Raw genomic sequence first — 20,300 nt, 5'->3', positions numbered from 1 at the left:
TCGTCAGTCGAGCTCGGCGCGGCCCATGCGCCAGTAGCCCATGAACGCCACCTGGCGGCGGTCGAGGCCGGCCTCGCGCACGAGGAAGCGACGGAGGGTCGTGATGGCGGCGGCTTCACCCGCGAGCCACGCGTAGCACTCGCCGTCGAGGCTGTGCCCCTCGGGCACGTCCCACAGGGGCGTGTCGGCCAGGTCCTCGTGCTCGGCCGCGGCGAGCGCCTCGGCGGCCGCGTCGACGTCGACGTCGTTCGTCGGCAGGCCGCGGGCGGCGAGGTGGCGCACCACCCAGTCGCGCACGGCGGGAACGAGCAGGCCGCCGTGGGCGCACCCGGCCTCGTCGCGGGCGAGCCAGCGCACCTCGACGCCGGCCGGAGCGCGCACGTCGAGCCGGTCGCCGTCGGCGGGCACCTCGATGAGGGCGACGCCCGAGGCGTCGGCCGGGAGCGACTCGAGGATCGACGCGATCGCGGGCGCGGCCGTCTCGTCGCCGGCCAGCAGCAGCGTCTCGACCTCGCCCGGACGCCAGTCGATGCCGACCGTGCGGCCGACACTCAGCTCGTCGGGGCCGATGAGCACGATCTCGTCGCCGGGTGTCGCCGTCTCGGCCCACGCCGAGGCGGGACCGGCGTCGCCGTGGCCGACGAACACGATGTCGACCTCGCGCTCCTGGGGCCGCACCGCGCGCACCGTGTAGGTGCGGAAGGGGTTGCGCAGCTCGGCGGGCAGCTCGCGCCAGGCGCCGTACCAGTCGTCGCCGTCGGGGAACGCCGCGAAGCCGATCTCGGGCAGCGGGAGCACGACCTTCACGCGCTGGTCGAGCCCGGCCGTGCCGAAGTCGCGGAGGTCGTCGCCCGCGAACGTGACGCTCGTGAAGTGCGGCGCGAGGCGTTCGACCCGCGAGACCTGCACTCGGAAGCTGCGATAGGCAGGACGCTCGCGCGGGGCGGCTTCAGCGAGTGAGGTAAGCATTACCTAAGTCTTGCACACGCTCCCACGTGTCGTGAATCCCGACGTCACGCGACGCCGCGCACGCTCGCCGGGCAGTGCCGTCACCACATCGACGGATGCCGGTACCGCCGCCGCACGCGACGTTCGAGCTGCGCGCCGAGCGCGAACAGTGTCGCCTCGCCCCCCGGGCGACCGATGAGCTGCACGCCCATGGGAAGGCCGTCGGCGGTTTCCTCGACCGGAACGGTGATGGCGGGCAGCCCCGAGACGTTGACGAACGACGTGAACGGGGTGAACTGCACCTGCTGCGCGAAGTTCCGCTCCCCGTCCTCCTGGTCGTACCAGCCGATCGGCGGCGGCGGCGTTGCGAGCGCCGGGGTGAGCACGGCGTCGAACGACGAGAACCGGCGGATGACCCGCTCCTCGAAGCCCGCGAGCCACGCGAGCGCCTCGGCGAGCTGCCGAGCCCGCACGGCCCGCCCGCGCTCGACCAGCCACTGCGTCAGCGGCTCGAGCAGGGCCTCGTCCGCGCCGTCGACCGGGATCGTGGCGGCGCCGGCCTGCCAGATCGTGCGGAACGCGTCGGGATAGCCCGGCTCGGGCTCGGGGGCCATCGCCTCGATCCCGTGCCCGAGGCCCTCGAACGCCGCGATGGCCCGGTCGAGCGCCGACCGGGCCTCCTCGGACACCTCGATGTCGTAGCCGTCGTCCCACGGCGAGTCGGTCATCACGCCGAGCTGGAACCGGCCCTCGCCGCGGATCGCCGCGCCGAGGTACGGCCCGTCGTCGCCGGGCGCGCGAACGGCGTAGCGGTGCGTCGCCGGATACCCGGTCGGCGCGATGAGGCCGTCGAGCAGCAGCGCCGCGTCGGCGACGGTGCGCGCGATGGGTCCCGCGACCCCGAGGCCGGCGAGCGTCGCGAGCCCGGGCCCCGCCGGCACCCGCCCACGCGACGGCTTCACGCCGACGAGGCCGCACGCGGCGGCGGGGATCCGGATCGAGCCGCCGCCGTCGGTGCCCGGCGCGAACGGGAGCATCCCGGCGGCGACGGCGGCGGCCGCTCCCCCGCTCGACCCGCCCGCGCCGAGCGCGGGGTCCCAGGGATTGCGCGTCGGCGGGCCGACGAGGCCTTCGGTGTACGAGGGCAGTCCGAACTCGGGCGTCGCGGTCTTGCCGAGGCTCACCGCTCCGGCATCGTCGACGGCCCGCACGAGCTCGTCGGACTCGTCGGGCACGAAGTCCGCGAACGCGCGCGATCCGAACCGCGCCGGCACGCCCGCGCGCCGGTGCAGGTCCTTGTCGGCGAGCGGCAGGCCCCACAGCGGCGCGGCCGTCGGCACGTGCTCCTCGACGTGCCGGGCGCGCTCGAGCGCGGCCTCGGGCGTCACCGTGGCGAACGCCCCGATCCCGGGGTCGAGGCGCTCGATGCGGTCGAGGTAGTGCTGCGCCAGCTCGACCGGCGAGACCTCGCGTCGCTGCAGCAGCTGGTGGAGCTCGAGGGCGGTGTACTCGTGCAGCTCGCTCATCCTCCGAGCCTAGGACCGGCGGGCGACCGTCGCCGCTATCGTGAGGGCATGCGCGCGGGCGGGAGCGGCGGGTCGGGGGTCGGGGCGTCGATCGTGGCGCACCCGCTGTGGTGGGGCGCCGCGTGGTCGGCCGTGTTCGCCGCCCTGGCCATCGTCGCCGTCGTGGCGGCCTGGCCCGCCTGGGCGTGGATCGTGCTGGCCGCGCTCCTCATCGCCCCGTGCCTCGTCGCCACGATCGTGGTGCTGACCGGCACCCCGCGCGACCACCTCCACTCCCGGTCGAGCGTGTTCGGGCACTTCTTCGTGCGCTACCTCGCGCTCGTGTTCGCCTTCCTGACCTGGGCCGTCTCGATCATCCTGGGCGCCGCGATCTCGACGTCGATCCAGGCGGCCGCCCGCGGCGACGAGGACGAGATCGTGGGCCTCGGGCTCCAGCTGCTGGGAACCCTCACGCCGGTGGTCGTCGCGCTGCTGTGGCTCGGACTCGTGGTGCGCTGCGCCTGGTTCCTCGGCCGGCTCCGGGGATGGGGCGAGGCGCCCGCCGCGAGCGAGGTGCCCGCTCGGCTGCTCGCCGATCGGCCGGAGCTGCGGCGCGTGGCGATCGGGCTCGCGCACCCCGGGCTGCTCCTGGCGGTCGGCGTGGTCGCCGGCATCACGGCGCTGTTCGCGCCCCAGGGCGAGGTGACGCTGGTGCTCTGACCGGATGCCCCGGCAGCCCGCCGTCGCAACGCGGCGCCCCGCGGCATCCGCCCGCCGGCCCCTACTTCAGCGACTTCTGCAGCAGCACCGTGCCGAGCCACCGGTCGAACTTGAAGCCGACGCGGCCCATGCGGCCGATCTCGGTGAAGCCGAACTTCTCGTGCAGCGCGATCGATGCGTCGGCGCCCTGGTCGGCGATGACCGCGAGCATCTCCTTGAGTCCCGCCGCCCGGCTGGCGTCGATGAGCGCCCCGAGCAGTGCCCGCCCGAGGCCCTTGCCGGATGCCGCCGGCCCGAGGTAGATCGAGTCCTCGACGGTGTACCGGTAGGCGCGCTTCTGCTTCCACGGGGCGACGAGCGCGTAGCCGAGCAGCTGCCCGGTCGGCGACTCGGCGACGAGGAACGGGAGGCCGAGCTTCTGCAGTTGCGCGAACTTGTGCTTCCACTCGCGCAGCGTCATGGCGTCCTCGTCGAAGGTCACGGTCGAGTTCGCGACGTAGTAGTTGTAGATCTCGCGCACCGCGGGCATGTCGGCGAGGCGGGCCTCGCGGATGGCGTACTCGAAGGTCGCCTCGGGCGCCTCGGCCTTGCGCAGGTGGCGCGGCAGCACCCGGCGTTCCTGGTATTCCTCCTCGAGCATCGCGCCAGACTACTCCGCGGAGATGACAGCCGGATGACGCGGTGCGGGCGTCGCGGGCAGGCGCCAGTCGACCGCTCGGCCGCCCTGGGCCTCGAGCAGCGCGTTGGCCCGGCTGAACGGCTTCGACCCGAAGAATCCGCGGCTCGCGGAGAGCGGGCTGGGGTGCACCGACTCGATGACGGGCGTCGCGCCGAGCAGCGGCTTGAGGTTCTGCGCGTCGCGCCCCCACAGGATCGCGACGAGCGGCGTGCCGCGTGCAACGAGCGTGCGGATGGCGTGGTCGGTCACGTCCTCCCAGCCCTTGCCGCGGTGCGAGGCGGGCGTACCAGGGCGCACGGTGAGCACCCGGTTGAGCAGCATGACGCCGTTGGTGCTCCACGAGGTGAGGTCGCCGTGGTCGGGCGTCGGCACGCCGAGGTCGTCGCCGAGCTCCGTGTAGATGTTGGCGAGGCTCCGCGGGACCGGGCGCACGTGCGGGTCGACCGCGAACGACAGGCCGATCGGATGCCCCGGCGTCGGGTACGGATCCTGCCCCACGATGAGCACCCGCACGTCCTCCATCGGCGCCCCGAACGCACGGAGCACGCGATCGCCGCTCGGCAGGTAGCCGCGGCCCGCGGCGGTCTCGGCGCGGAGGAAGTCCCCGAGCTCCGCGATCCTCGGGGCGACGGGCGCGAGCGCGCCGGCCCAGCCCGGGTCGATCAGGCCGGCCGCGGCGAGCTGGTCGAGGGACATCGCCACGTCAGGCCCCGATCGTGGAGACGAGCACGCCCTGGTCCGTCGGCAGGACGCGCCAGACGCTGCCCGCCCCCTCCACCCGGAGGCCGCCGTCGCCCACGATCAGCGCCGTGCGCTCGTCGATGCCGAGACCGCCGGCGACGAGCCCGGATTCGACCGCGGCGACCAGTCGGGAGAGCATGCCGCGCTCGGCGACGTGCACCTCGATGGCCACGTCGACGAGGCCGAGTCCGGCCTCGATCTCCAGTTCCATGCCCGGCTCGTCGGGATCCTCCGGCGACACGCGCACGCCGCCGATGCGCGAGCCGCCGCCGAACGAGCCCTCAGCCGCGATCATCGCGCCGGCCGAGACCCCGAGGTAGGGCACTCCGCCGGCGACCAGCCGACGCAGCTCGCCGGACACGGGCTCGAGTCCGGCGCGCACCTCCTCGACGATGCCGCCGCCCACGGCGATGCCGTCGACGTCGGCGATCGCGGTGAGCCCGATCGGCTCGCCGGGCCCCCCCGTGGTCGGGTGCGCCTCGATCTCGGTGCCGCCGCCGGCCGCGGCGAGCAGCTCCGCGAGCGCCGCGGCCTTCTCCTCGGCCTCGGGGTGCAACGAGATCACGGCGATGCGGGGCCGTTCGCGACCGGCCGCACGCGCCCGCAGGGCGGCCTCCGCGACGAACGGCGCGTACAGCGGGGCATCCGATCGCTCGGTCGCGCCGCCGCCGACGAGGTGCACGCTCACGCGGCGCCCTCCCCGACGGTGACCGGCGGGCGCGCCGACCAAGGGAACACGATCCAGTCCTCGGTCTCGCGGTAGGCGAAGTCGGGCACGAGCACGGTGCGCGGCTTCACGTAGAGCGTGGCCGAGCGCACCTCGGCGCCGGCCTCGACGAGCAGGTCGACGACCTTCGCGAGCGTGCGACCCGAGTCCGAGACGTCGTCGATGAGCAGCACCGACTTGCCGGCGACCGCCGGGACGTCGAGCATCGGCGGGTGCAGCACGGGCTCGGGCAGGCGCTCGTCGACGCCCGTGTAGAACTCCACGTTGATCGAGCCGCACTGCTTGGTGCCGAGCGCGTACGAGATGGCGCCGGCCAGCAGCAGGCCGCCCCGCGCGATCGCGATCACGACGTCGGGACGGAATCCCGAGGCGAGCACCTCGCTCGCGAGGGAGCGTGAGGCGCCCTCGAAGTCGTCCCAGGTCAGCACCTCGCGCCGGGGCTCGTCGAGGCCGGCGTCATTCGCGTCGAAGGTCATGGATTCAGGGTAGTCGGCGGCGGGCGTCAGTCCGTCGGGTCGGTCGGCGCCGAGCCGCCGGTCGAGCGGCGCTGCTTCTCCTGGTCCCTGGCGGATCCGATCTGCTCGTTGATGAGCGAGATGATCGTCGCCGACGCCGTGCCGACGATCGCGATGCCGCCGGCCATCAGGAAGACCGCGTAGAAGCGTCCCGCCGCGGTGATCGGATACTCGTCGCCGTAGCCCACGGTGGCCACCGTGACGATGGCCCACCAGATCGCGTCGCCGAAGGTCGTGATGTTCGCGCCCGGCGCGTCGCGCTCGGCGTTCAGGGTCGCGAGCGAGATGAAGTACACGAACACCACCGCGTAGCTCGCGGCGTAGATGAGGATGTTCGTGCGGACCGCGTTCCCGCTGCGCCGCTGCAGGTACGGCACCTCCCGGAGCAGCACCAGCACGCGCAGCGCACGGAAGATCGGCAGCACCGCGGAGAGCACCTCCACCGGATGCCGCCAGACGAAGCGCCACTTGTGGCCCCGCGGGGTCAGGACGATCCGCACCACGACGTCGACCAGGAAGACCGCCCACGAGATGAGCAGCGTCCACCCGATCCACGCCCGCGCCTGCCCCCGCTCCTCGGGGAGGAGGACCCAGAACGAGTACGCGACGATGAAGAGGATGCCGAGCACGACCAACGGGGTGGCGGTGTACCGCTCCCAGGCCGTCCGTCGTGCGGTGGTCCGTTCGGCGGCCATCACTCCGGATCCTTCCGCACCTCGAGCGGACCGCGGGCGAGGCGGGTGGCCGCGGCCTGCGCGACGGGCCGCACCACGATGAGGTCGAGGTCCACGTGCCGGGGCTTCAGCACGGCGTCGGCGATGACGGCGGCGACGTCGTCGGCGACGAGCGGCTCGGGGACGTCGTCGTAGACCTTGTCGGCGCGCTCGCGGTCGCCCCCGAAGCGCACGAGCGCGAACTCGTCGGTGCGCACCATCCCGGGCGCCACCTCGACGACGCGCAGCGGCTCGCCGTTCAGCTCGAGTCGCAGCACGGCCGTCAGCGCGTGCGCGGCGAACTTCGCGGCGTTGTAGCCGGCCCCGCCGACGTAGGGCTCGTGGCCGGCGACCGACGTGACGTTGACGATGTCGGCGACGCCCCGTTCGACGGCGCCCCGGCGCAGGACGGGCAGCAGCGCGCTCGTCACGCGCTTGAGCGCGATCACGTTGACGTCGAGCATCCAGATCCAGTCCTCGATCGAGCCGTGCTCGACCGAGTCGAGGCCCTTCGCGCCGCCGGCGTTGTTGACGAGCGCGTGCACGGGGCCGGTCGCCTCGAGGTGGTCGCGCAGGGCGTCGACGTCCTCCTGCCGAGTGAGGTCGGCGGTGAAGACGGATGCCCCGGTCTCCTCGGCGAGCTCGCGCAGCCGGTCCTCGCGGCGGGCGACGCCCACCACGTCCCACCCGGCGGCGCGGAAGGCGCGCACGGTCGCCGCCCCGATCCCCGAACTCGCACCGGTCACGACCACCCGCAGCACTCCCATGGCGCCCATTGTGCCGCGCCGACGGCGGATGCCGCGAACGGCGTGCCGTGGCCTCGCGCGGGCGGCCCGCGGCATCCGCTCGCCGTGCGCCCGGCGGACGCGGTGCGGTTGAATGGAGCGATGCAGACGACGCCGCCCGCGACGACCGCGACCAAGCGACGGGTGCCGCTCTGGGACAACGCGCGCTGGATCGCGATCACGCTCGTCGTGATCGGGCACGGCATCCTGCCGCTCATCTCCGAGGACGACCTCGCCTACAGCGTCTACCTGTTCATCTACTCGTTCCACGTCGCCGTGTTCGTGACGGTGGCCGGGTACTTCGCGAAGTCGGGGCCGCCGAACGCTCGGTCGCTGCGGCAGATCCTCACCGACATCGTCTTCCCGTACTTCATCTTCGAGACGATCTGGACCGTGCTGCGCTGGGTGCTCGGCGGCGGGTTCTCCCTCGATTACACGACCGCGTCCTGGACGCTGTGGTTCCTCATCGCGCTCGCGCTCTGGCGCATCTCGCTGCCCTACCTCGTGCTGCTGCGCTTCCCGCTCCTCATCGCGATCGCGATCTCGATCGGCGCGGGGTACACCGAGACGATCGACTCCACGCTCGCCCTGTCGCGCACGATCGGCATGCTGCCGTTCTTCGTGTTCGGCTGGAAGCTCCGGCAGTGGCAGCTCACGGGCCGCTGGCTCGCTCTACCCACCCGGGTCGCCTGGCGCTGGCGGGCGGGGGCGATCGCGCTCTTCGCCGCGGTGCTCGTGCTCATGCCGATCGCCATCGAGACCTGGCGCGACCTGAAGCTGCGCCGCTTCATGCTCTACGACGAGTCGTACGTCGCGATCGGCTACGACGAGCCGTGGTCGGGCGCCATCCGGCTCGTGCTGCTGCTCTCGGCGATGCTCTTCTCGGTGGCGTTCCTCGTGCTCATGCCGCGCCGGACGACGTGGTTCACGGCCTTCGGCACCGCGACCATGTACATCTACCTGCTGCACTCGTTCGTGCTGTTCCCGTTCCGGGAGACGGGCATCCTCGCGGGCGAGCAGCCGTTCTGGGTGCTGCCGGCGATGATCCTGTTCTGCATCGGCATCTCGGTCGTGCTGTCGCTGAAGCCCGTGCGGCGCGTCTTCCGCCCGCTCGTCGAGCCGCGGGCGCGCTGGCTGTTCCGGCCGCAGCCGTCCACCGCGACCGGCACCCTCGTGCTGCCTCCCGGCGCCATGCCGCCGCTGCCGCCGCCGTCGGCGCCCGAGGACCCGTCCGCCCCGGAGGCGCCGAAGCCCCCCGCGTGACGGCGCGTCGCCAAGGATGACGCCGTGTGTCGGCATCCGTTGCCCGTCTCAGGGAGCGGTCGTAACGTGTCTCGCGGTTGCGGCGGGTCCGCACACCCGACCGAGAAGGAGACCTCATGGCAGAGCACGCCGCCGACTGGCGCTTCGAGACGAAGCAGGTGCACTCAGGCGCCGCACCCGACCCGGTGACCAACGCCCGGGCCACCCCGATCTACCAGACCACGTCCTACGTGTTCGACAACGCGCAGCACGCGCAGAACCTCTTCGCGCTCGCCGAGTTCGGCAACATCTACACGCGCATCATGAACCCGACCCAGGCCGTCGTCGAGGAGCGCATTGCCGCGCTCGAAGGGGGCACCGGCGCCCTCCTCGTCGCCTCGGGCCAGGCGGCCGAGACGTTCGCCGTGCTGAACATCGCGCAGGCGGGCGACCACATCGTCTCGTCGTCGTCGATCTACGGCGGCACGTACAACCTCTTCAAGTACACGCTCGCGAAGCTCGGGATCGAGACCACGTTCGTCGAGAACCAGGACGACGCCGACGAGTGGCGCCGCGCGGTGCGCCCGAACACCAAGCTCTTCTTCGCCGAGACCATCGGCAACCCGAAGATCAACATCCTCGACATCGAGCTCGTGTCGGGCGTCGCGCACGAGGCCGGCATCCCGCTCATCGTCGACAACACGATCGCGACGCCGTACCTCATCCGCCCGTTCGAGCACGGCGCCGACATCGTCATCCACTCGGCGACGAAGTTCCTCGGCGGTCACGGCACCGTCATCGGCGGCGTCATCGTCGACGGCGGCAGGTTCGAGTGGTCGAAGAACGTCGAGAAGTTCCCCGGCCTCACCGAGCCCGACCCGTCGTACCACGGCGCGAGCTACACCGCGGCCGTCGGCGACGCGATCGCCTACGTCATCAAGGCGCGCGTGCAGCTGCTCCGCGACCTCGGTGCGGCCATCGCGCCGAACAACGCGTGGCTGCTCATCCAGGGCATCGAGACGCTCTCGCTGCGCATCGAGCGGCACGTGCAGAACGCGCAGGAGATCGCGGAGTGGCTCGACAACCACCCCGACGTCGCGAGCGTGAACTACTCGGGCCTGCCCTCGAGCCCGTGGTACGCCGCCGCCAACAAGTACGCCCCGAAGGGCGTCGGTGCGGTGCTGTCGTTCGAGCTCAAGGGCGGCGTCGACGCCGGTCGCGCGCTCGTCGACAACCTGCAGCTGTTCAGCCATCTCGCGAACATCGGCGACGTGCGCTCGCTCGTCATCCACCCGGCGTCGACGACGCACTCGCAGCTCACGCCCGAGCAGCAGCTCACGACGGGCGTCACGCCCGGCCTCGTGCGCCTCTCGGTGGGCATCGAGAACATCGACGACCTCAAGGCCGACCTCGAGGCCGGCCTCGCCGCCGCCCGAGCGGCCACGGAGGCCGCCCGGGTCTGACGACCGCCGACGCATGACGGATGCCGCGGGCCGCACCGGTCCGCGGCATCCGTCGTCCCGGCGACGCGTCGCCTCGTCGCGGCATCCGTCACGCGACGAGCACGTCGTGTAACAAACGGGTGCCGCACCCGCTCCTTCGAGAGAATCGGAACATGGACTGGCAGACGACGGCCGACGCGGTGCCCGCGCGCATCGTCTCGGAGGCGCGTGCCCAGTCGCTGCAGGGCCGCGCCCCCGCCACGGGCGCCTGGCGCGAGGGCGACCCCGTGGGCGATCGCCGGTTCGTGTCCGTCGGCGACGTCGCGCTGGAGTCGGGCGCGGTGCTCCCCCACGCGCGCATCGCGTACGAGACCTGGGGAACGCTGTCGCCGGCGCGCGACAACGCGATCCTCGTGCTGCACGCCCTGACGGGCGACAGCCACGTCGTCGGGCCGGCCGGCCCCGCGCACCCGAGCGCCGGGTGGTGGCCGGGCGTCGTCGGGCCGGGGCTCCCGATCGACACCGACCGGTACTTCGTCGTCGCCCCGAACGTCATCGGCGGATGCCAGGGGTCGACCGGCCCCGCCTCGCTCGCGCCCGACGGGGTCGAGTGGGCCACGCGGTTCCCGTTCCTCACCATCCGCGACCAGGTGCGGGCGCAGGTCGCGTTCGCCCGGGAGATCGGCATCGAGCGGTTCCACGCCGTCGTCGGCGGCTCGATGGGCGCGATGCACGTGCTCGAGTGGGCGATCATGGCGCCCGACGCGGTCGAGCGCATCGCCGTGCTCGCGGCGCCCGCCGCCGCGACCGCCGACCAGGTCGCGCTCAACTCGGTGCAGATCGAGGCGATCCGCACCGACCCCGCGTTCCGCGGCGGCGAGTACTACGACGCGCCCGACGGCGAGGGGCCCACGCGCGGCCTCGCGCTCGCCCGTCGCATGGCGATGCTCAACTACCGCACCGCGGCCGAGCTCAACGGCCGCTTCGAGCGGCACTGGCAGTCCGACCTGGACCCGCTCGGCGGGGGCGGCCGGTTCGCCGTGGAGTCCTACCTCGACTTCCACGGCAACAAGTTCACCCGCCGCTTCGACGCCAACAGCTACCTCGTGCTCACCGAGGCGATGAACTCGCACGACATCGGGCGCGGCCGGGGCGGCGTCGGGGCGGCGCTCGACGCGGTGCGCGCGACGAGCCTCGTGCTCGGCATCGACAGCGACCGCTACTTCACCCTCGACGGGCAGGTCGAGGTCGCGCGCCGACTGCGGGGCAGCGTGCACGGGTCCGAGCCCGTGCTCGTGCACTCCGAGTACGGCCACGACGCGTTCCTCATCGAGCACGCGGTGGTCGGCGACGCCCTCCGGCTGCTCCTCGAGGCGTGACACGCCCGAACCCGTCACGACCCCTTCGCGCAAGAGGTGCGCGACTTCCGCCTCGACTCCGCTACAGTTCGAGGGACGGCACCCGCGTGTCGCGGTGCCCGAACATGCGGTTGGGGGTGGCGTGAAGCGCATCCACAAGGAACGCGACCGGCTCCTGCGTCGCCTCGCACGCGTCGCCGGGCTCGTCGGGTCCGGTGGCGCACTCGCGTGCCTGCTCTGGCCCGGTGCGGCCACCACGGGCGAGCTGGTCGTCGGCGTGGTCCTCTGCGCGGCCATGGCGCTGCTCGTCATCCTGCACACCTCGCGGGGTGCCGTGCTGCCGGCCCTCGGCGTGGTCGCCGTCGCCATCGGGCTCATCGCCATCCTCGGCACCGGGTCGGTGCTCGACCCGCCGACCGTCACCGCGATGTGCATCCTCGGGGGCGTCGCCTCGGCCTCCGTCGCCATCCCGCTCGTCGTCCGCCCCCGCGGCGGACTGCTCGTCGCCGGGCTCCTCGCCGCCGTCCTCGCCACGACGTGGGTCGTGGCCGCTTGGGGACACGACCTGCGCGCGCCCGCGGTCGCCACGGCGGCCGGCTGGGGCGCGTGCGCCGTGATCGGCGCCTGGATCGACCGGGCGATCGCCGACGCCGCCGACCGCATCGCCGAGGTCGGCCGGGCGCACGAGGCCGAGCGAATCGCGTCGGAGCTCGAGTCGCAGCAGCGTCAGGACGCCCGCGTGCTGCACGACACCGTGCTCGCGACCCTCTCGCTGCTCGCCCACTCGGGCGTGGGCGTCGGCGTCAGCGCCCTGCGCCAGCAGGCCGGCGACGACGCCCGGCTGCTGCGGCAGCTGCGCCTCGGGGCCCCGCTCGACGCCGGCTCCACGGCCATCTTCTCCCCCGAGTCCGACGCCGACGACGTGCTGTCGACGACGTTCGAGTCGGTGCGGCAGCGGTTCGCCCGCATGGGCCTCGACGTGAACTGGCACGGCGCCGGCCAGCTCGCCCTGCCCCGCGAGACGCTCGACGCCCTCCTCGGCGCCCTCGGCGAGTGCCTCGAGAACGTCCGGCGCCACTCCGGCGTCAGCGAGGCGGATGTCACGGTCACCGACGACGACCACACCGTGCGCGCCATGGTCACCGACGCCGGCAGCGGGTTCGAGCCCGACGCCGTCGACCACCGTCGGCTCGGCTACGCGGAGTCCGTCGTGGGCCGCCTGCACACGGTCGGCGGCCGCGCCCGCATCTTCTCCTCCCCCGGCTCCGGCACCACCGTGATGCTGGAGGTGCCGAAGCCATGAGCCTGCGCGGGCGCGAGACCCTCGGCCTCCGGGACCGCGGATTCCGGCGACCCTCCCGGTCGGCACGGGCCGCGGGCGACGTCCGCGACAGCCACGGCGGACGCCGGCTCGCGACGGGCATCACGATCGCGGCCGCCCTCGTCATCGCGGCGCACCTCGTGCACGCGATCGCGCTCGCCCCCTACTACGTGCCGCCTGCTCCCGGACCATGGCCCGCGTGGATCGCGCTCGGCGCCGTGGTCGGCGTCGGCGTGATCGCGCGGTCCGTGTCGCGGCAACTGCCCGACTGGCTCTACATCGTGCTGCTCGCGGGCCTCGCGGTGCCGGTCTGGCTCGACGTCTCGGCCACGGCCGGGCAGCTGCACAACGGCGTCACGCCGACGGCCGCGGCGGCCGCGGGCGCGGTGCTGATGCCCGTCGCGGCGATCCGCGGCAGCCGGATCCCGCTGCTCGTCGCCTCGATCATCGCGGGGGTCCTCGCCGTCGAGGCCGTGGTGCAGGTCGGCCGGGCCGGGCCGTTCGTCGTGCCGGGGCTCGCCGTCGCGGCATCCGCCGTGGTACCGACCATGCTGGTGATGCTCGCGCTCGAGGGCTTCCGCCGGCTCGTCGGACGCGAGCTCGACCTCTCGCTCGTGCAGAGCACGGTCGGCACCGCCCGCTCGGCCGTGGGCATGCGCGCCTCCGAGGAGCTGGCGCAGCTCGACTTCGACGCCGAGACGCTCCTCGACGACGTCGGCTCCGGGCGCATCGCGATCCCCGTGCCACCCGACGCCGCCGAACGGGCCGGATCGCTGGCCGCGCGGCTGCGGGTGCGCCTGATCGAGGGCCGCACCGACACCTGGCTGCGCCACGCCGTCACCGAGTCCGCCTACCTCAGCGATCGGGTCACCGTCACCGACCCCACCGGGTCGGCCGGCCTGCTCTCGCAGTCCCAGCGCGACGGGCTGCTGCTCGCCCTCTGGCTCCTCGTGGCGGAGCACCCGAAGGGCTCAGGACCTCCCCTCGGCGTGCAGGTGACCTGCCGCGAGGCATCCGACGACACCCTCGCCGAACCCGCATTCGAGATGTCCATCGACGTGTCGGGCGTCTCACGACGCCGTGTGGACCCCGGGACGTGGGACGCTATCGGTAGTGTCGGAGAACAGAACGTGACCGCGGGGGCCGACGGCTTCCGCATCGACATCACCTGCCGGGTGCAACCGAACCCGCATGCAGGGAGTCCGTCGGCCCGTGGGGCCGCTCGACCGAGGGGGACGCTGAATGGCTGAGACCGATCCACCGATCCGGCTGGCGATCGTCGACGACCACCGCATGCTGCTCGGGGCGCTCACCGAGTGGATCCGAGGTGCGGCACCCGACATCGAGCTCGTGGCGGCGGTGCCGTCATGGTCGGAGCTCCTGGCGCATCCCGGCTTCCCGGTCGACGTGGTGCTCCTCGACCTCGACCTGCGCGACAACATCCCGATCTCGCTGAAGCTCTCGATGCTGAAGACGGCCGGGGTGCAGACCATGCTCATGAGCACCTACTCCGAGCCCGCGGTCGTGCGCGAGGCGCTCGGTTCGGGCGCGCTCGGCTACCTCGTGAAGTCCGAGCCCGTCGAGAACATCATCGAGGCGATCCGCGCAGCCCGCACCGGCGGCTCCTACCTCACGCCCGAGCTCGAGGTGGCGCTGGCCGACGAGGGCGCGGTGCCGAAGCTCTCGGCGCAGGAGCGCCGGGTCATGGCGCTGTACGGCGCCGGCCAGCCGGTCAAGGCGGTCGCGTTCCAGCTCGGCATCTCCGAGGAGACCGCCAAGAGCTACCTCAAGCGCATCCGGGAGAAGTACCGCGTCGCCGGGTTCGACGTCGGCACCAAGGTGGCGCTGCGCAAGCGGGCGATCCTCGACGGCATCCTGCTGCAGTCCGACTGAGCGGATGCCGCGCCGGCACGCCGGCGGACGCGCACGCGCCCGGCCGGCGGACTCGTGAGCCTCGGCGCGCCTACGACTCGACGACCTCGACCGCGCCCGTGGCGTACGGCACGGTCACGCCACGGCGGCCGCGCGCGCGATCGAGCGCGAACGTCGCGAGCGCGAGCAGGACGCCCGCGATCGTGAGCACGAGCCCGATCCAGATGGGCGCGACGTAGCCGAGGCCGCCCGCGATCGCGATCCCGCCGAGGAACGCGCCGAGCCAGTTGCCGAGGTTGAGCGCCGAGTGGTTGAGGGCGGCGGCGATCGACTGGCTGTCGCGGGCGACGTCCATCAGGCGTGCCTGGATCGTCGGCGAGAGCGCGGCCGACGAGCCGCCGATGAGGAACACGCCGGCGAAGAGGCCGACCGGGTTCGAGGCGGTGAAGGCCAGGAGCACGAGCGCGGCGGCGAGGATGCCGAAGAAGACGTACATGCTGCGGCGCACGCTCCAGTCGGCGAGCCGGCCGCCGACGAGGTTGCCGATCGTCATGCCGATGCCGAACATGACGAGCACGAGCGGCACGACCGCCTCGGGCAGCCCGGTCACGTTCGTCGCGAGCGGCGCGACGTAGCTGTAGACGGAGAACAGGCCGCCGAAGCCGATGGCGCCGATCGCGAGCGCGAACCACACCTGCACGCGGCTGAAGGCCTTCAGCTCGCGCTTCATGGTCGCGTGCGGGTCGCCCGCCTGCCACGGCACCGCGAGGGCGACGGCGAGGAAGGTGAGCGCGAAGATGCCCGCGACCGCGACGTAGGCGACGCGCCATCCGGCGGCCTGGCCGAGCCACGTGATCGCGGGCACGCCGATGACGTTGGCGATCGTGAGGCCCGAGAGCACGAGGGCGACGCCGCGGGCGCGCTTGCCCGGGCCCATCAGGCTCGCCGCCACGAGCGAGGCGATGCCGAAGTAGGCGCCGTGCGGCAACGCGGCGATGAACCGGGCGATGAGCACGAGCCCGAACGACGGGAGCAGCGCGGACGCGAGCGTGCCGAGCGCGAACGCGGTGAGCAGCGCGAGCAGGAGGCGCTTGCGCGGCCAACGTGCCGCCGCGGCGGCGATGGTCGGCGCGCCGACGACGACGCCGAGCGCGTAGGCCGAGATCATCCAGCCGGCCGCGGCGTTCGCCTCGTCGGGCGACTGCGCGGAGAGGCCGGGCATCAGGTCGGCGGCGATGTTCGGCAGCAGCCCCATCGCGACGAACTCGGTGGAGCCGATGCCGAAGCCGCCGAGGGCGAGTGCCAGCAGCGCGAAACGGATACGGGCCGGCGACAACGTCGTCGGCCCGTCGATGGGGTGGGTCACCCGTCGATTCTCGCACGGATCGAATCGATTCGACAACCGCGGCTCGCAACGATTCGACACCGCCCACGCGGTTCGGGGCGCGCTACTCCGCGCCGGCGCCGGGCTCGTCGATCGCCGCTTCGAGCCGCTCGACCTTCGCGTCGAGCTCGCCCGAGTACCCCGGCCGGATGTCCGCCTTCAGGACGAGCGACACCCGCGAACCGTACTCGGCGACCGCCTCCGTCGCGCGTCGCACGACGTCGAAGACCTCGTCCCACTCGCCCTCGAGCTCCGTGAACATCGACGTGGTGCGGTTCGGCAGTCCCGACTCCCGCACGATCCGCACGGCCGCCGCCACGGCGTCGTGCACGGAGCCGTCCGAACGGCCGGTGCCGCTCGGGGCGACGGAGAATGCGACGAGCATGGTCCCTCCTCGGGTGGTCGGCCCGCGGCATCCGGTGTCGTACGTCGGCGGACCCGCGTGGTCAGGCGTCCGCGGGGACCACGACGCGGTCGCGGGCCCTCCCAGCCTGCCACAGTGCCCGGATGCCCCAGACGAGCAGCACCGCCAGCAGGGCGATCTTGACCGTCAGCACGAGCACGAACCCGGGCGTCGCCGCCATCAGCCAGCCGTACCAGTAGGGGTAGATGACCTGGGTGAGCAGCGCGATCGCCGCGGCGAGCGCGGCCGGCACGAGGAAGCGGCGCGGGCTCAGCACGAGGCCGAGCACGATCGGCGCGGCGAGCCAGGTCACGAACTGCGGCGAGCCCACCTTGTTCGCGAGCATGAGCACGACGATGAACGACAGCGCGAGCGGCGGGAACAGCCGGCCGAACGCGGCGCCGCGTCGCACCGCGCGGATCCCGAGCAGGAGCACGGCGACCACGCCGATCGCCATCAGCGGGGTGGTCACGGATGCCGCGACTTCGGCACCCGGGCCCGAGATCTGGAACGTCAGGATCTCGCGGTTGTAGACGACCTCGACGGCGCGGTCGCCAGCGACGATCCGCCAGAGCCAGGCGACCGCGAGCGGCGCCTCGATCTGGAGCCCGCGGCCCGCCTGCTCCGCCACGAACCCCACGGCGTTGATCCCCGCGCCCGCCAGCAGGCTGACGCCGACGATGCCCGCACTGAGGGCGACCGCGACCGTCACGACCTCCCAGCGCTTGCGCGACGCGACGACGAGCGCCGCGAGCACGGCCGCCGGCCACACCTTCACCCACATGCCCACCGTGAGCAGCACGGCGGCCAGGCGCGGACGCGTCGCCGCCCACAGCATGCCGGTGATCGCGAGCGGCACCGTGACCGCATCGATGCGCCCGAGCGCGATCGGACCGAGCAGGGCCAGGAAGGCGAGCCACCACCACGCCGCGATCCGGCGCGTGCGCGAGAGCCGGCGCGTGCCGAGCAGGATGACGAAGGCCGCGGCGTTCAGCAGCACGACGATCGCGAGCCAGGTCTGCCCGTACCAGGCCGAGCCGAAGGCGAGCGCGGCCGCCATCGGGCCGAACGCGAGGATCGGGTACACCCACGGCACGTCGATGCCCATGCGCACGTAGCCGTCGGCCGCGTTCTCGGCCCAGACCCGGTAGACCGACACGACGTCGCCGAGCGGCCACCCCTGGCCGTAGAGGTTCAGCACCACGAGGCCCGCGTGCACCACGAGGAACGCGATCCAGAGGGCGGCACGGCCGCCCAGGAAGCGGCGGACGCGGTTCCGGCCGGGCGCGGATGCCTCGCGCACGTCCTCCGCCGTCATGCCGACGAGCCTAGCCGAGCGTCACAGTGCGCCACGCGGTCGACGCACCGACGCCTCGTGCGCCATGCTGGAGCCCAGCCCACAGCGACCTCCGGAGGAACCCATGCCCCGACGCTCCCTCGCCACCATCGCCCTCCTCGCCGCCGCCGGCCTCGCCCTCGCCGGCTGCGCCTCGTCGGGCGGGTCCGACGCCTCGTCCGAGGCGGGCGGCGAGTACGTGACGCCGGGCAAGCTCACCATCGGCACGGGCGAACCCGCCTACTACCCGTGGGTCCAGGACGACGACCCCGAGTCGGGCGAGGGCTTCGAGGCCGCGGTCGCGTACGCCGTCGCCGCGCAGCTCGGCTTCGACGAGGGCGACGTCGAGTGGGTGCGCACCACGTTCGACCAGGCCATCGCACCCGGCCCGAAGGACTTCGACTTCAACCTCCAGCAGTTCTCGATCACGCCCGAGCGCGAGGAGGCCGTCGACTTCTCCTCGCCGTACTACGAGACCACGCAGGTCGTGATCACGGTCGACGGCTCCCCCGCGGCGGGCGCCTCGAGCATCGCCGACCTGAAGGGCCTTCTGATCGGCGCCCAGACCGGCACGACGAGCCTCGACGCGATCGAGGAGGTCATCGCCCCCACGGCCGGCGCGCAGGTGTTCAACACGAACGACGACGCCAAGCTCGCGCTGCAGAGCGGCACGGTCGACGCGATCGTCGTCGACCTGCCCACCGCGTTCTACCTCACCGCGGTCGAGCTCGACGGCGGCGAGATCATCGGCCAGCTCCCCGAGTCGAGCGCCGGCGGCGACCAGTTCGGGCTGGTGCTGGCCAAGGGCTCGCCGCTCACCGAGCGCGTGACGGCGGCCGTCGACGCCCTGCGGGAGGACGGCACGCTCGACGAGCTCGCGGCGGAGTGGCTGGGCGGCGACGACGCGGCTCCCGTGCTCGAATGACGGATGCCGCGCCCGCCGCGGCCGACGCCGCGTCGCGGCCGAGCGATCTCGAGCTCGACCGGCGGGCGTTCCGGCGCCGGCAGACGCGGCGCTCGGTGCTCATCAGCGCGATCTCGACGATCGTGCTCGCGGTGGCGCTCGGCGCCGTCCTCATCGGCTCCCCCGGCTGGGAGCGCGTGCGCGAGACGTTCTTCAACCTCGACGTCGCGGTGGCCTCGTTCCCCCGCGTGCTCGAGGGGCTCTGGCTCAACATCCAGGTGCTCGTCGTCGCGAGCCTCGGCGTGCTCGTCGTCGCCCTGCTCCTCGCGACGCTGCGCACGCTGCGCGGCCCGGTGTTCTTCCCGCTGCGAGCGCTCGCGGCCGGGTACACCGACCTGTTCCGCGGGATGCCGCTCATCATCGTGCTCTACCTCGTCGGCTACGGCATCCCCGGTCTCGACTTCTTCCAGCGCATGCCGGCGGCCTTCTGGGGCACGATCGCGCTCATCCTCGTCTACTCGGCCTACGTGTCCGAGGTCTTCCGCGCGGGCATCGAGTCGGTGCATCCGTCGCAGCGCCTCGCGGCGCGCTCGCTCGGGCTCAGCCACGGCCAGACCATGCGCCGGGTGGTGCTCCCGCAGGCCGTGCGCCGGGTCACGCCGGCGCTCATGAACGACTTCGTCGCGATGCAGAAGGACGTGGGCCTCATCTCGGTGCTCGGCGCGGTCGACGCGGTGCGCGCCGCGCAGATCGAGACGGCGCACTACTTCAACTTCACGCCGTACGTCGTGGCGGGCCTGCTGTTCGTGCTGCTCGCGCTGCCGACGATCCGCTTCACCGACTGGCTGACCGCCCGCACGCGCGCCCGCGAGCAGGCCGGGAGCATCCTGTGACGGCGAGCGCTGGAGCCCCCGGCGCGGGCGGCGCGGCATCCGTCGATCGTGGGCCCGTACTCAGCCTGCGCGGCGTGCGTCGCGCCTACGGCGACCGGCTCGTGCTGCGCGGCATCGACCTCGACGTCGCGGCGCACGAGGTCGTCGCGCTCGTCGGCGCGAGCGGATCGGGCAAGTCGACCCTGCTGCGCACCGTGAACCTCACCGAGCCGATCGACGACGGGGTCATCCGCCTCGCCGGCGAGGACGTCAGCGACCCGCGCGTCGACGCCGACCGCGTCCGCGCCCGCATCGGCATCGTCTTCCAGCATTACAACCTGTTCCCGCACCTCAGCGTGCTCGACAACGTCACGCTGGCTTCACGGCTCGTGCACCGGATGCCGCGGGCGGCCGCCGAGGCGCGGGCGCTCGAGCTGCTCGGCTCGATCGGGCTCGGCGACCTCGCCCGCGCCTATCCCGATCGGCTCTCGGGCGGACAGCAGCAGCGCGTCGCGATCGTGCGCGCCATCGCGACGTCGCCCGAGCTCCTCCTGCTCGACGAGGTGACGAGCGCGCTCGACCCCGAGCTCGTCGGCGAAGTGCTCGAGCTCGTGCGCTCGCTCGCCGACCGCGGCACCACGATCGTCATGGCCACGCACGAGATGGCGTTCGCACGCGACGTGGCCGACCGCGTGGTCTTCCTCGACGACGGCCTGATCATCGAGGACGCCCCCGCGCACGAGTTCTTCGCAACGCCGCGCGAGGCGCGGACGCGTGCGTTCCTCACGAGGTTCCTGCCGCCCGAGGCCTGAGCGCACCCGAGCGCCCCGCTC

Annotated in this window: 21 protein-coding genes; 10 read left to right on the top strand and 11 right to left on the bottom strand. The window is 73.1% G+C overall.

Annotation, left to right across the window (positions count from 1 at the left end; translation table 11 throughout):
- Window positions 1–3: 3 nt before the first annotated feature.
- Together ACFVN5_RS17630 and ACFVN5_RS17625 are read right to left on the bottom strand one after the other, a co-directional pair.
- Entirely contained in the window at window positions 4–969 is a 966-nt protein-coding gene (locus ACFVN5_RS17630) for a siderophore-interacting protein (protein WP_376956758.1), read from the bottom strand.
- An 80-nt stretch (window positions 970–1,049) separates the two neighbouring features.
- Entirely contained in the window at window positions 1,050–2,474 is a 1,425-nt protein-coding gene (locus ACFVN5_RS17625; RefSeq protein WP_376956756.1) for an amidase, read from the bottom strand.
- Between the two features lie 48 nt (window positions 2,475–2,522).
- Here ACFVN5_RS17625 and ACFVN5_RS17620 point away from each other — a divergent pair, with 48 nt between their 5' ends.
- Window positions 2,523–3,173: a hypothetical protein gene (locus ACFVN5_RS17620; RefSeq protein WP_376956754.1), complete on the top strand. Its 651-nt coding sequence runs from the start codon at window positions 2,523–2,525 to the stop codon at window positions 3,171–3,173.
- Between the two features lie 61 nt (window positions 3,174–3,234).
- Here the strand turns inward: ACFVN5_RS17620 and ACFVN5_RS17615 are convergent, their stop codons facing one another.
- Genes ACFVN5_RS17615 through ACFVN5_RS17590 form a run of 6 tightly spaced genes read right to left on the bottom strand, consistent with a single transcriptional unit; the run spans window position 3,235 to window position 7,315 of the window.
- Window positions 3,235–3,813 (bottom strand): GNAT family N-acetyltransferase, encoded by a 579-nt coding sequence (locus ACFVN5_RS17615; protein WP_376956752.1) that lies wholly within the window; start codon window positions 3,811–3,813, stop codon window positions 3,235–3,237.
- A gap of 9 nt (window positions 3,814–3,822) precedes the next feature.
- Complete coding sequence (locus ACFVN5_RS17610; protein ID WP_376956841.1) at window positions 3,823–4,548, bottom strand: uracil-DNA glycosylase; 726 nt, start codon at window positions 4,546–4,548, stop codon at window positions 3,823–3,825.
- 7 nt (window positions 4,549–4,555) lie between these two features.
- Window positions 4,556–5,281, bottom strand: coding sequence for a Type 1 glutamine amidotransferase-like domain-containing protein (locus ACFVN5_RS17605; RefSeq protein WP_376956750.1), 726 nt, complete (start codon window positions 5,279–5,281; stop codon window positions 4,556–4,558).
- Window positions 5,278–5,796: a phosphoribosyltransferase gene (locus ACFVN5_RS17600; protein WP_376956748.1), complete on the bottom strand. Its 519-nt coding sequence runs from the start codon at window positions 5,794–5,796 to the stop codon at window positions 5,278–5,280. The genes ACFVN5_RS17605 and ACFVN5_RS17600 overlap by 4 nt, the downstream gene beginning before the upstream one ends.
- Before the next feature lie 26 nt (window positions 5,797–5,822).
- Complete coding sequence (locus ACFVN5_RS17595; RefSeq protein WP_376956746.1) at window positions 5,823–6,530, bottom strand: potassium channel family protein; 708 nt, start codon at window positions 6,528–6,530, stop codon at window positions 5,823–5,825.
- Complete coding sequence (locus ACFVN5_RS17590; protein WP_376956744.1) at window positions 6,530–7,315, bottom strand: SDR family NAD(P)-dependent oxidoreductase; 786 nt, start codon at window positions 7,313–7,315, stop codon at window positions 6,530–6,532. Before ACFVN5_RS17590 ends, ACFVN5_RS17595 begins: the two co-directional genes overlap by 1 nt.
- Window positions 7,316–7,435: 120 nt before the next feature.
- On the opposite strand from ACFVN5_RS17590, the gene ACFVN5_RS17585 reads away from it, so the two are divergent.
- The 6 genes from ACFVN5_RS17585 (at window position 7,436) to ACFVN5_RS17560 (ending at window position 14,589) form a co-directional block, all read left to right on the top strand.
- A complete protein-coding gene (locus tag ACFVN5_RS17585) occupies window positions 7,436–8,596 on the top strand; it encodes an acyltransferase family protein (protein WP_376956742.1) in 1,161 nt (386 codons plus the stop codon).
- A gap of 116 nt (window positions 8,597–8,712) precedes the next feature.
- The gene (locus tag ACFVN5_RS17580; RefSeq protein WP_376956740.1) at window positions 8,713–10,038 is read left to right on the top strand and encodes a bifunctional o-acetylhomoserine/o-acetylserine sulfhydrylase; all 1,326 of its coding nucleotides are present in this window, start codon (window positions 8,713–8,715) and stop codon (window positions 10,036–10,038) included.
- A 152-nt stretch (window positions 10,039–10,190) separates the two neighbouring features.
- Entirely contained in the window at window positions 10,191–11,396 is a 1,206-nt protein-coding gene (locus ACFVN5_RS17575; RefSeq protein ID WP_376956738.1) for a homoserine O-acetyltransferase, read from the top strand.
- A 121-nt stretch (window positions 11,397–11,517) separates the two neighbouring features.
- A complete protein-coding gene (locus tag ACFVN5_RS17570; RefSeq protein WP_376956736.1) occupies window positions 11,518–12,678 on the top strand; it encodes a sensor histidine kinase in 1,161 nt (386 codons plus the stop codon).
- Window positions 12,675–13,946 carry a hypothetical protein gene (locus tag ACFVN5_RS17565; RefSeq protein ID WP_376956735.1) on the top strand — a complete coding sequence of 424 codons (1,272 nt, stop codon included), beginning with the start codon at window positions 12,675–12,677 and terminating at the stop codon, window positions 13,944–13,946. The genes ACFVN5_RS17570 and ACFVN5_RS17565 overlap by 4 nt, the downstream gene beginning before the upstream one ends.
- The gene (locus ACFVN5_RS17560; protein WP_376956733.1) at window positions 13,939–14,589 is read left to right on the top strand and encodes a response regulator; all 651 of its coding nucleotides are present in this window, start codon (window positions 13,939–13,941) and stop codon (window positions 14,587–14,589) included. The genes ACFVN5_RS17565 and ACFVN5_RS17560 overlap by 8 nt, the downstream gene beginning before the upstream one ends.
- Before the next feature lie 70 nt (window positions 14,590–14,659).
- Here ACFVN5_RS17560 and ACFVN5_RS17555 read toward each other — a convergent pair whose 3' ends face one another.
- The 3 genes from ACFVN5_RS17555 to ACFVN5_RS17545 all read right to left on the bottom strand — a co-directional run bounded on the left by ACFVN5_RS17555 (window position 14,660) and on the right by ACFVN5_RS17545 (window position 17,673).
- A complete protein-coding gene (locus tag ACFVN5_RS17555) occupies window positions 14,660–15,934 on the bottom strand; it encodes an MFS transporter (protein WP_376956732.1) in 1,275 nt (424 codons plus the stop codon).
- An 82-nt stretch (window positions 15,935–16,016) separates the two neighbouring features.
- Complete coding sequence (locus tag ACFVN5_RS17550) at window positions 16,017–16,337, bottom strand: MTH1187 family thiamine-binding protein (protein ID WP_376956730.1); 321 nt, start codon at window positions 16,335–16,337, stop codon at window positions 16,017–16,019.
- A 61-nt stretch (window positions 16,338–16,398) separates the two neighbouring features.
- Complete coding sequence (locus tag ACFVN5_RS17545) at window positions 16,399–17,673, bottom strand: glycosyltransferase 87 family protein (protein ID WP_376956729.1); 1,275 nt, start codon at window positions 17,671–17,673, stop codon at window positions 16,399–16,401.
- A 103-nt stretch (window positions 17,674–17,776) separates the two neighbouring features.
- Here ACFVN5_RS17545 and ACFVN5_RS17540 point away from each other — a divergent pair, with 103 nt between their 5' ends.
- Genes ACFVN5_RS17540 through ACFVN5_RS17530 form a run of 3 tightly spaced genes read left to right on the top strand, consistent with a single transcriptional unit; the run spans window position 17,777 to window position 20,279 of the window.
- Window positions 17,777–18,616 (top strand): ABC transporter substrate-binding protein, encoded by an 840-nt coding sequence (locus ACFVN5_RS17540; RefSeq protein WP_376956727.1) that lies wholly within the window; start codon window positions 17,777–17,779, stop codon window positions 18,614–18,616.
- Window positions 18,613–19,488, top strand: a complete 876-nt coding sequence (locus ACFVN5_RS17535) for an amino acid ABC transporter permease (protein WP_376956726.1) — start codon at window positions 18,613–18,615, stop codon at window positions 19,486–19,488. Before ACFVN5_RS17540 ends, ACFVN5_RS17535 begins: the two co-directional genes overlap by 4 nt.
- Window positions 19,485–20,279: an amino acid ABC transporter ATP-binding protein gene (locus ACFVN5_RS17530; protein WP_376956724.1), complete on the top strand. Its 795-nt coding sequence runs from the start codon at window positions 19,485–19,487 to the stop codon at window positions 20,277–20,279. Before ACFVN5_RS17535 ends, ACFVN5_RS17530 begins: the two co-directional genes overlap by 4 nt.
- Window positions 20,280–20,300: the final 21 nt, after the last annotated feature.

The sequence above is a fragment of the Agromyces sp. NPDC057865 genome (assembly GCF_042796995.1).
Taxonomy (GTDB): Bacteria; Actinomycetota; Actinomycetes; order Actinomycetales; family Microbacteriaceae; genus Agromyces.
This window is presented reverse-complemented; position numbering and strand designations above follow the sequence as displayed.